At 67.2% G+C, this 9486-nt stretch carries 13 protein-coding genes; 10 read left to right on the top strand and 3 right to left on the bottom strand.

Annotated elements, in window-relative coordinates; all coding sequences use genetic code 11:
- Window position 1 precedes the first annotated feature (1 nt).
- On the bottom strand, window positions 2-511 hold the full coding sequence (locus Q4I23_RS26625; RefSeq protein WP_498528205.1) for a tRNA (cytidine(34)-2'-O)-methyltransferase: 510 nt from the start codon (window positions 509-511) through the stop codon (window positions 2-4).
- A 256-nt stretch (window positions 512-767) separates the two neighbouring features.
- Between Q4I23_RS26625 and petA the strand changes: the two genes are divergently transcribed.
- From petA to Q4I23_RS26605, 4 genes are all read left to right on the top strand, one after another.
- Window positions 768-1337, top strand: coding sequence for a ubiquinol-cytochrome c reductase iron-sulfur subunit (gene petA, locus Q4I23_RS26620; protein WP_014198445.1), 570 nt, complete (start codon window positions 768-770; stop codon window positions 1335-1337).
- A 29-nt stretch (window positions 1338-1366) separates the two neighbouring features.
- Window positions 1367-2635, top strand: a complete 1269-nt coding sequence (locus tag Q4I23_RS26615; protein ID WP_119506531.1) for a cytochrome b — start codon at window positions 1367-1369, stop codon at window positions 2633-2635.
- A complete protein-coding gene (locus Q4I23_RS26610; RefSeq protein ID WP_145627345.1) occupies window positions 2635-3399 on the top strand; it encodes a cytochrome c1 in 765 nt (254 codons plus the stop codon). Before Q4I23_RS26615 ends, Q4I23_RS26610 begins: the two co-directional genes overlap by 1 nt.
- A 119-nt stretch (window positions 3400-3518) precedes the next feature.
- Entirely contained in the window at window positions 3519-4070 is a 552-nt protein-coding gene (locus Q4I23_RS26605) for a DUF924 family protein (RefSeq protein WP_014198446.1), read from the top strand.
- Here Q4I23_RS26605 and Q4I23_RS26600 read toward each other — a convergent pair.
- On the bottom strand, window positions 4045-4449 hold the full coding sequence (locus Q4I23_RS26600; protein ID WP_498528204.1) for a response regulator: 405 nt from the start codon (window positions 4447-4449) through the stop codon (window positions 4045-4047). The two genes, Q4I23_RS26605 and Q4I23_RS26600, sit on opposite strands and share 26 nt — an antisense overlap.
- Before the next feature lie 333 nt (window positions 4450-4782).
- Here Q4I23_RS26600 and Q4I23_RS26595 point away from each other — a divergent pair, with 333 nt between their 5' ends.
- Window positions 4783-5187, top strand: a complete 405-nt coding sequence (locus Q4I23_RS26595) for a DUF423 domain-containing protein (RefSeq protein ID WP_498528203.1) — start codon at window positions 4783-4785, stop codon at window positions 5185-5187.
- 18 nt (window positions 5188-5205) lie between these two features.
- Here Q4I23_RS26595 and Q4I23_RS26590 read toward each other — a convergent pair whose 3' ends face one another.
- Window positions 5206-5565: an ArsR/SmtB family transcription factor gene (locus Q4I23_RS26590; RefSeq protein WP_454016950.1), complete on the bottom strand. Its 360-nt coding sequence runs from the start codon at window positions 5563-5565 to the stop codon at window positions 5206-5208.
- A gap of 256 nt (window positions 5566-5821) precedes the next feature.
- Between Q4I23_RS26590 and Q4I23_RS26585 the strand changes: the two genes are divergently transcribed.
- From Q4I23_RS26585 to Q4I23_RS26565, 5 genes are all read left to right on the top strand, one after another.
- A complete protein-coding gene (locus Q4I23_RS26585; RefSeq protein WP_137105360.1) occupies window positions 5822-6049 on the top strand; it encodes a sulfurtransferase TusA family protein in 228 nt (75 codons plus the stop codon).
- Window positions 6050-6217: 168 nt separating this feature from the next.
- Window positions 6218-7147 (top strand): histone deacetylase family protein, encoded by a 930-nt coding sequence (locus tag Q4I23_RS26580; protein ID WP_498528202.1) that lies wholly within the window; start codon window positions 6218-6220, stop codon window positions 7145-7147.
- Window positions 7148-7317: 170 nt separating this feature from the next.
- Window positions 7318-7572: an exodeoxyribonuclease VII small subunit gene (locus Q4I23_RS26575; RefSeq protein ID WP_237905925.1), complete on the top strand. Its 255-nt coding sequence runs from the start codon at window positions 7318-7320 to the stop codon at window positions 7570-7572.
- A 25-nt stretch (window positions 7573-7597) separates the two neighbouring features.
- Window positions 7598-8464, top strand: coding sequence for a polyprenyl synthetase family protein (locus tag Q4I23_RS26570; protein WP_052584429.1), 867 nt, complete (start codon window positions 7598-7600; stop codon window positions 8462-8464).
- Window positions 8465-8482: 18 nt separating this feature from the next.
- On the top strand, window positions 8483-9486 hold a 1004-nt coding region (locus Q4I23_RS26565), incomplete at its 3' end, for a 1-deoxy-D-xylulose-5-phosphate synthase N-terminal domain-containing protein (protein ID WP_498528201.1).

Here is a 9486-nt window from a genome sequence, read left to right as displayed (position 1 = left end):
GTTATAGTCTCGTGGGCTCGGAGATGTGTATAAGAGACAGGGGCGAGGGGAGGGGCGAGGGTCTCGGCAATGCGGCCGTCTGCCGCAGGGCTTCACCCAACACCATCGCGGCACTCAGCGCAACATTCAGCGACCGGGCGGGCGGCATCAGGGGGATGACCAGCCGGGCGTCGACGGCCTCGTGCACGTCGTCGGGCACCCCGGCGCTCTCGCGCCCGACCATGATCCGGTCGTCCGGGGCGAAAGCGAAGTCGGTGTAGGGAACGGCGCCTCGGGTGGTCAGCAGCACCAGCCGCCCGGCCTGCGGCAGCGCCCGGTAGGCCTCCCAGGAGCTGTGCCGGACCAGGGCCAGCTGGTCGATGTAGTCCATCCCGGCCCGGCGCAGCTTGCGGTCATCCAGAACGAAGCCGCAGGGCTCGATCAGGTCCAGCGGCACCCCGAGTCCCGCCGCCAGACGCATCAGAGTCCCGGCGTTCTGGGGAATGTCCGGTTCGAAGAGAACGAGGCGCATGAAATTCCCTTTTGGTTCAGCGATGTCTAATGGTGCACCGCAAAGCGCGACAAGTTGTCCCGATGACAAAACCTTTTCAAGGCGTTGCCGCGACTGTATACCGCACCCCGGATACCCGGGAGATACAACCCCGGTCGACGCGGCGCGCACCCACCCACCCAGTGAGCGGACATGCCCGTCAAGTCGTGATAAACACTGGTCCACGTGTCATAGGGCGCTTCGGCGCGCCGCGTATGCCTTGAGGAGATTAACGCTTATGGCTCAGACCACGCATCCGCCCGGGACGGGTGGCCACGCGGCCCCCGGCGGCGAGGGGGCTTCCCGCCGTGATTTTCTCTACCTCGCCACCGGGGCCGTGGGTGCCATTGGTGTCGCGTCGGCCGTGTGGCCGTTCATCGACAGCATGAACCCGGCCGCCGACACCCTCGCGCTGGCTTCGATCGACGTGGATCTGGCCCCGGTCCAGGAAGGCCAGGCGATCACCGTCACCTGGCGCGGCAAGCCGGTCTTCGTCCGCCACCGCACGGCGAAGGAGATCGAGGAGGCCCGCACCGTCAACCTCGGCGAGCTGCGCGACCCGGCCGCCGACGACGCCCGCGTCAAGAAGCCGGAATGGCTGATCGTCGTCGGCATCTGTACGCACTTGGGCTGCGTGCCGCTGGGGCAGAAGCCGACCGATCCGCGTGGCGACTACGACGGCTGGTTCTGCCCGTGCCACGGCTCGCACTACGACACCGCAGGGCGCATCCGCAAGGGTCCCGCCCCGGCCAACCTCGTCGTTCCGCAGTACGCTTTCACGAGCGACACCGCGGTCCGGCTCGGCTAAGCGGCCCTTAAGGTTCTGGAGACCCCAAGATGGCTCAGGCTCACGCCCCCCAGTTCAAGAATCCCGTTGTGAAGTGGATCGACAGCCGCCTGCCGATCTTCACGATGCTGGACCATGAGTACAACCAGTATCCGATGCCCCGGAACGTCAACTATCTGTGGGCGTTCGGTGCCATCGCCGGCATCATGCTGGTCATCATGATCGCCACCGGCCTCGTGCTGGCGATGCAGTATGCGGCCAACACGCACATCGCCTTCGAGTCGGTGGAGCGCATCATGCGCGACGTCAACTACGGCTGGCTGCTGCGCTACGTCCACGCCAACGGCGCGTCGATGTTCTTCATCGCCGTCTACATCCACATGTTCCGCGGTCTCTACTACGGCTCCTACAAGGCGCCGCGCGAGATCCTGTGGATCCTCGGCGTGTTCATCCTGCTGGCCATGATGGCGACCGCCTTCATGGGCTACGTGCTGCCGTGGGGCCAGATGAGCTTCTGGGGCGCCACCGTCATCACGAACCTGTTCTCGGCCTTCCCGCTGGTCGGCGACCCGATCGTGACCTGGCTGTGGGGCGGCTTCTCGGTCGACAACCCGACGCTGAACCGCTTCTTCGCGCTGCATTTCCTGCTGCCGTTCGTGCTGCTGGGCCTGGTCGTTCTCCACACCGCCGCCCTGCACGTCTCCGGCTCCAACAACCCGCTGGGCATCGACGCCAAGGGCCCGCAGGACACCGTGCCGTTCAACCCGTACGTCACGGTCAAGGACGGCTTCGCGGTCGTCGTGTTCCTGATCTTCTACGCGGCCTTCGTCTTCTTCGCCCCGAATTACCTCGGCCACCCGGACAACTACATCCCGGCCAACCCGCTGGTCACGCCGGCGCACATCGTTCCGGAATGGTACTTCCTGCCGTTCTACGCGATCCTGCGCGCCATCCCGGACAAGCTGGGCGGCGTGCTCGCCATGTTCGGCGCCATCGCGGTGCTGGCGGCCCTGCCGTGGCTCGACACCTCCAAGGTGCGCAGCTGCAAGTTCCGTCCGATCTACCGCCAGTTCTTCTGGATCCTCGCCATCGACGCCCTGGTCCTCGGCTACGCCGGCGCGATGCCCGCGGAAGGCGTGTGGCTGCTGGTCGCCCGCATCGGCACAGCCTACTACTTCTTCCACTTCCTGATCCTGCTGCCGCTGCTGGGCAAGCTGGAGCGTCCTCTGCCGCTCCCCGCCAGCATCTGCGAACCGGTTCTGAAGGGCGGTGGCCGCGTTGCCGCCGGCGCCCACGCCAAGCCCATGGAGAAGGCATAATGCGCTCTCTGAAGTCTGCCATCCTCTCCGCGGCCTTCGCCCTGGGCCTGGCCGGCGCCGCGCAGGCGTCGGAAGCGGTGCACATTCCCAAGCAGGAGTGGTCGCACAGCGGCGTCTTCGGCACCATCGACAAGGCCTCGGCGCAACGCGGCTTCCAGATCTTCAAGGAAGTCTGCGCGACCTGCCACTCGGCCAAGCTGGTCCCGATCCGCACGCTCGCCGGCATCGGCTTCAACGAGGACGAGCTGAAGGCGATCGCCGCCGGCTATGAGGTCCAGGCCGGTCCGAACGACGCGGGCGAGATGTTCATGCGTCCGGGCATCCCGGCCGACCGCTTCCCGTCGCCGTTCCCCAACGACAACGCCGCCCGCGCCGCCAACAACGGCGCCCTGCCGCCGGACCTGTCGCTGATGGCGAAGGCCCGCGTCGGCGGTGAGGACTATCTCTACGCCTTCCTGACCGGCTTCGAGGAGAACCCGCCGGAAGGCGTGACCCTGATGCCGGGCATGAACTACAACAAGTACTTCCCGGGCCATCAGGTGGGCATGCCCAACATCCTGATGCCGGACGGCGTGACCTACGCCGACGGCACCCCGGCGACGGTGCAGCAGCAGGCCCACGACATCAGCACTTTCCTGACCTTCATCGCCGAGCCGCACATGGATGCGCGCAAGCAGATGGGCGTGAAGGTGATCCTGTTCCTGATCGTGCTGGCCGGCCTGATGTACGCCACCAAGCGCAAGCTGTGGAGCACCCTACACTGAGCCGCGTCCCGGCCCGGTGTGGATGATTGAAGACTGGACAGGGCGCCTTCGGGCGCCCTGTTCTTTTGTGGGCGAGGCTCTTGACCGGCAAACCCCATTCCCAGGCGAAGGTGGTGCAGATGACCGACAGGCTGATCGACGAGATCGTGGATTTCTGGTTCGACGAAGCGATGAAGCCCTACTGGTTCCGCCAGTCCGACAGTTTCGATCGGACGGTGCGCGACACGCTGCTTCCCCATCACGAGGCGGCGGCGGAGGGGCGGTACGATCATTGGCTGGAGGATGTGGACGGCTGTCTGGCGCTCTGCGTCCTGCTGGATCAGGTGCCGCGCAACGTCTTCCGCGGTTCGCCGCGGGCCTTCGCGACCGACGGCAAGGCGCTGGCGGTGGCCCGCCATGTGGTGGAGCAGGGCTACGACCTGGAATGCACCGAGGACGAGCGGATCTTCCTCTATCTGCCGTTCGAGCATCAGGAGGACATGGACTGCCAGGAGCTGTCCTGCACCCTGTTCCGGGAGCGGGTCAGCGATCCGGAGGTCGTGGATTACGCCGAACGCCACCGCAAGGTCATCGCGCGCTTCGGGCGGTTTCCCCACCGCAACGCGGTCCTCGGCCGCGAGACGACGCCGGAGGAGGCGGAGTTCCTCAAGGAGCCGGGCTCGTCCTTCTGACGGTCTCGCCCTCGGGCATCCCGGGCTCCAGCCAACGCTTCAGGGCGGCCAGAAGCTCGGGGCGGCGCACGGGCTTGGGCACGTAATCGTTCATCCCGGCGCACACGCAGCGGTCGCGGTCCTCGGCGAAGCCGTGGGCGGTGACCGCGATGATCGGAACCGCGGCGCGCGGGCCGGTCATCGTCCGGATGGCCCGGGTCGCGGCGATTCCGTCCACCTCGGGCATGGCGACGTCCATCAGCACGGCGTCGTAGGGCGCTTCCGCCGCAGCGACGGAGGCGACGGCCTCCGCCCCGCCGTCCGCAGTGTCGACCGTGAAGCCGACCTTGCGCATCAGCGCCGCGGTCAGCAGGCGGTTGGTCGGGCTGTCGTCAACCACCAGCAGGCGTCCACCGCGCGCCAGGGCCCAGGCGACCAGCCGGTCTTCCAGGGGCGATGGCGGCGCGCTGGGGGAAACCGGCGCCGTGCGCGGCGTCGGTTCGATATGGAGGGTGTCTTGTGGCTGTCGGTGCAGAATGTTGTGATTCACGACGAGCCTTTGGCATTTTGCAAATCAATTTGCGCCGGACCGCCGCAGACTCTCGGTTTCCCAAGGGGATGAGATGGCCGGCCTGCCCAGCCAAGCAAAGGGTGGGCCAGTTGGTTACGAGATCGAACTTTTCCCGCCGCCCGCGATGGACGGAACGCGGGTACGACAGCGTGGAGAGGACGTATGGGACTGGTTGATCGGCTTTGGGTGGCCTTCGCGGCCCTGAATGGCGCGGTTGCGGTGGGGGCCGGCGCTTATGCCAGCCACGGGCTTGCCGGCGACCCGCGGGGGCAGGAGTTGTTCCGGCTGGCCGGGCAATACCAGATGTGGCACGCCCTGGCCCTGATTGCCCTGGTCGCTTTGCTGCGCACCGCCGATGGCCCGGCGCGCTTGGCGCTGCGCTTGTCAGGGTGGCTGTTCGTGGCCGGAACTGTGCTTTTCAGCGGAACGCTTTACGCCACGGCGACCAGCGGCCCGCTCTCCTTCGCCATGACGGCCCCGACCGGGGGCAGCGCCTTCATCCTGGGCTGGCTGGTCCTGGCCCTGGCGGTTCTTCTGTTCGGGCGGCGCTTCATCGAAAAGGCTTGAGCCGAGAGGGAGCCGCGTTCAGGCCGAAGCGCCGCTGGGCTCTTCGGCGGAGGCGGGGGACTCATCGTCCTTCTTGCGGCTGACAGGGGCACAGAACAATTCATGGAGCGTCGCCATGATGGTCTGCGCCTCGTGCCCGTTCAGCGAGTAATAGATGTTCTGGGCTGCACGGCGCGTCCGCACCAGCTTGTCGCGGCGCAGGCGGGCCAGATGCTGGGACAGGGCCGACTGGCTGAGGTCGACCAGTTCCTCCAACTCGCCGACCGACTTCTCACCCTCGGTCAGGTAGCACAGGATGAGCAGGCGGCGCTCGTTGCTCATGGCTTTGAGCAGCGTGCTGGCCCGCCGTGCGTTGCTCTGCAGATCGGCAATGTTCATGAAACGACCGTTTCCATCGGCGCCAAGCAACAGCGAACCGTTGCGCCCAACCCTTGCGCCGCAGCACCGCCGTTTATCGTTCGTGTTCAATCATATGGAAGAGTGTACCGCGCTGTCTACCCGTGGATGTCCCGTAGTCGAAAGAATGTTCCCCGTTCTGTGAAACCACTGTTCAACGGGTTGAGGCGCGGGCGCCACCGTTCTAGACTCGCCGCCTCGAATCGTTGCGGCGGTGCCCGAAGGAGTGCAAGGAACGATGGCCGACCAGACGCTCGACGCCAAGGGGCTGCAATGCCCGTTGCCGGTGCTGCGCGCGCGCAAGGCGCTGAAGACGGTGCCGCCCGGATCGACGCTGACCGTCGAGGCGACCGACCCCAGCGCGCCCAAGGATTTCGCCGCTTTCTGCGAAGCCACCGGCAACCGGCTGGCCTCCAGCGTGGAGGAAGGGGGCGTCTACCGTTTCGTGATCGAACGCTGCGCCTGACGGAGCCGCGAAACGGGATGCCTTGCACGTCCGCCGCGCAAAGGGGGTGGGGGTGGCGGTTGGGGGATGTGACGATAAGCCCCGCAATCATCCTGTACTTTCATTAGCGATCCGGGAAGAATGGGTGCAGGGAAATGCCTCGAACACGAACGAAAAAGACAGAAAAGCATGTTCACCACCCTGTTCACCCACGCCGCCTGCCTGGACCACGACACAGGGCTGGGCCATCCGGAATGCGCTGACCGGCTTCGTGCGGTGCTGGCGGCGCTTGAAACCGAAGAATTCTACATGCTCGAACGGCAGGAGGCGCCGCTCGCCACCCTCGAGCAACTCTCCCGGGCGCACCCGCGGGAGCATGTCGAGCGCATCCTGGCCCTGGTGCCGGAGCTGGAGCACGCCGGCATCGACGCCGACACAGTGATGTCCCCCGGCTCCGGCGAGGCCGCGCTGCGCGCCGCCGGGGCGGTGGTCGCTGCGGTGGACGCGGTGGCGTCGGGCCATTCGCGCAACGCCTTCTGCGCCGTGCGCCCGCCGGGGCACCATGCCGAGCATGAAAAGGCCATGGGCTTCTGCCTGTTCAACAACGCCGCGGTCGGCGCCTATCACGCGCGGGCGGCCCACGGGCTGCAGCGGGTGGCGGTGATGGATTTCGACGTCCATCACGGCAACGGCACGCAGGACATCTTTCAGCGCGACCCGGACCTGCTCTATTGCTCCACCCACCAGTCGCCGCTCTATCCGGGCACGGGCGACGCGGGAGAGAAGGGCGACTACGGCAACTGCGTCAACGCGCCACTCGCCGCCATGTCCGGCTCGCCGGAGTTCCGGCATGCGATGACCCACATCATCCTGCCGGCCATCGACCACTTCAAACCGGACCTGCTGATCATCTCCGCCGGATTCGACGCCCATTCGCGCGACCCGCTGGCCGGACTGCACCTGACCGACGACGATTTCGCCTGGGCCACGCGCAAGCTGGGTGATCTGGCCCGCACCCACTGCGGGGCGCGCATCGTGTCGGTGCTGGAGGGCGGCTACAATCTGCGCGCCCTGGCCTCGGCCACCGCGGCGCATGTGCGCGAACTGATGTATTGCTGAGCCTTCCGGTTCTTTCCGGCCGGTTTTTAAGGCTGGTTCTTCCGGCTAGGCCTGCGGTGGGAGCGGAATACGCCCGCCGCGGGCCTTGCGCATTTGGGGGCTGAGCCATAATTTCGGGTTTCGGTCCCATCGCGGGCACCCCATCGTATGGATCATTGGCCGGATGGATCATGGCTGACGCTGCTAACATACCCCCCGACATCGCCGCCCTCAGCTTCGAGGACGCGCTGTCCGAACTGGAGCGCATCGTGCGCCAGCTCGAAGACGGGCGCGGCAAGCTCGACGACGCGATCTCCTCCTACGAGCGCGGCACCGCGCTGAAGCGGCATTGCGAGGCGAAGCTGCGGGAGGCCCAGGCCAAGATCGACCGCATCACCGTTGCCGCCGACGGCACCCTCGGCACCGAACCCGCCCGGATCGACTGACGTGCAGACCGACCTCAAGACAGCCATGGCCGACATGGCGGCGGATGTGGAGCGTGCGATCCTGCATCTCCTGCCGACCACGGACCTCCCCGAATCGCGTGTGCTGGAGGCGATGCGTTACGGCTGCCTGAACGGCGGCAAGCGGCTGCGCCCTTTCCTGGTGTGCCAGTCCGCCGCCCTGTTCGGCGTCAATCCGGATTGCGCGCTGCGCGTCGCCGTGGCGGTGGAGTTCGTCCACAGCTATTCGCTGGTCCACGACGACCTGCCGGCGATGGACGACGGCGACCTGCGCCGCGGCCAGCCGACCGTGCACCGCAAGTTCGACGAGGCGACCGCCATCCTGGCCGGCGACGGGCTGCTGACCTATGCCTTCGAGGTGCTGGCCGACCCGGCGACCCACGAGGACCCGAACGTGCGCTGCCAGCTCGTGGCGGCGCTGGCCAAGGCGGCCGGGCCGCACGGCATGGTCGGCGGCCAGATGCTCGACCTGATCGCCGAGCATGAGACCTTCGACCTCGGCACGACGACGCGGCTCCAGCGCATGAAGACCGGCGACATGATCGCCTTCTCCTGCGAGGCCGGCGGCATCCTGGGCAAGGCCCCGCCGCCGCAGCGCCTCGCGCTGCGCGCCTACGCCCATGACCTCGGGCTGGCCTTCCAGATCGTCGACGATCTGCTGGACATCGAGGGGACGGAAGCGGAGACCGGCAAGTCGGTCGGTCGCGACGCGGAGGCCGGAAAATCCACCTTCGTGTCCATCCTCGGGCAGGACCGCGCCCGCTCGCAGGCCGCGATGCTGGCCGTCCAGGCCAAGGCGCACCTGGAGATCTTCGACGGGCGCGCCGATATCCTCAAAGCGGTCGCCGACTTCGTCGTCGCGCGGCGGACCTGAACGGAGGACGTTTCGAACGTGACCCTCAACGACAAGACGCCGCTTCTCGACCTCGTCCACACCCCCGCCGACCTGCGCGCGCTCAAGCCAGAACAGCTCCGGCAGGTGGCCGACGAGCTGCGGACGGAAACCATCAGCGCGGTGTCGGTGACCGGCGGTCATCTGGGCGCCGGGCTGGGGGTCGTCGAACTGACCGTCGCCCTGCATTACGTGTTCCAGACCCCGGATGACCGGCTGATCTGGGATGTCGGGCACCAGTGCTACCCACACAAGATCCTGACCGGGCGCCGCGACCGCATCCGCACCCTGCGCACGGGCGGCGGGCTGTCGGGCTTCACCAACCGGTCGGAGAGCGAGTACGACCCGTTCGGCGCCGGTCACAGCTCCACCTCCATCTCCGCGGGGCTGGGCATGGCGGTGGCGCGCGACCAGCTGGGCCGCGACAACCATGTGATCGCCGTGATCGGCGACGGCGCGATGAGCGCCGGCATGGCCTACGAGGCGATGAACAACGCCGGGTCGGCGAACAGCAAGCTGATCGTCATCCTGAACGACAACGACATGTCCATCGCCCCGCCGGTCGGCGCGATGAGCGCGTACCTGTCGCGGCTGATCTCGTCGAAGCCCTATCTCAGCCTGCGCCATCTGGCCAAGGACATCGCGGAGCAGCTGCCGCGTCCTCTGCGCACGGCGGCGCGGCGGGCGGAGGAGTACGCCCGCGGCATGGTCACCGGCGGCACGCTGTTCGAGGAGATGGGCTTCTACTACATCGGCCCGATCGACGGGCACAATCTGGACCATCTGCTGCCCGTGCTGCAGAACGTGCGCGACGCCGGCGACGACAAGCCCGTCCTGATCCACGTCGTCACCAAGAAGGGCAAGGGCTACGGCCCGGCGGAAGCCTCGGCCGACAAGCTGCACGCGGTCGCCAAGTTCGACGTCGTCACCGGCGCCCAGTCCAAGCCCAAGTCCAACGCCCCGACCTACACCCGCGTCTTCGCCAACGCCCTGATCGCCGAGGC

It is taken from the genome of Azospirillum sp. UFLA03-27, assembly GCF_059803775.1.
This window is presented reverse-complemented; position numbering and strand designations above follow the sequence as displayed.

Coding starts and splice junctions, on each gene's coding strand:
- Q4I23_RS26610 (WP_145627345.1), top strand. CDS start 2,635: ATGCGCTCTCTGAAGTCTGCCATCCTCTCCGCGGCCTTCGCCCTGGGC.
- Q4I23_RS26590 (WP_454016950.1), bottom strand. CDS start 5,565: ATGAACATTGCCGATCTGCAGAGCAACGCACGGCGGGCCAGCACGCTG.
- Q4I23_RS26575 (WP_237905925.1), top strand. CDS start 7,318: ATGGCTGACGCTGCTAACATACCCCCCGACATCGCCGCCCTCAGCTTC.
- Q4I23_RS26595 (WP_498528203.1), top strand. CDS start 4,783: ATGGGACTGGTTGATCGGCTTTGGGTGGCCTTCGCGGCCCTGAATGGC.
- petA (WP_014198445.1), top strand. CDS start 768: ATGGCTCAGACCACGCATCCGCCCGGGACGGGTGGCCACGCGGCCCCC.
- Q4I23_RS26605 (WP_014198446.1), top strand. CDS start 3,519: ATGACCGACAGGCTGATCGACGAGATCGTGGATTTCTGGTTCGACGAA.
- Q4I23_RS26570 (WP_052584429.1), top strand. CDS start 7,598: ATGGCCGACATGGCGGCGGATGTGGAGCGTGCGATCCTGCATCTCCTG.
- Q4I23_RS26625 (WP_498528205.1), bottom strand. CDS start 511: ATGCGCCTCGTTCTCTTCGAACCGGACATTCCCCAGAACGCCGGGACT.
- Q4I23_RS26580 (WP_498528202.1), top strand. CDS start 6,218: ATGTTCACCACCCTGTTCACCCACGCCGCCTGCCTGGACCACGACACA.
- Q4I23_RS26615 (WP_119506531.1), top strand. CDS start 1,367: ATGGCTCAGGCTCACGCCCCCCAGTTCAAGAATCCCGTTGTGAAGTGG.
- Q4I23_RS26585 (WP_137105360.1), top strand. CDS start 5,822: ATGGCCGACCAGACGCTCGACGCCAAGGGGCTGCAATGCCCGTTGCCG.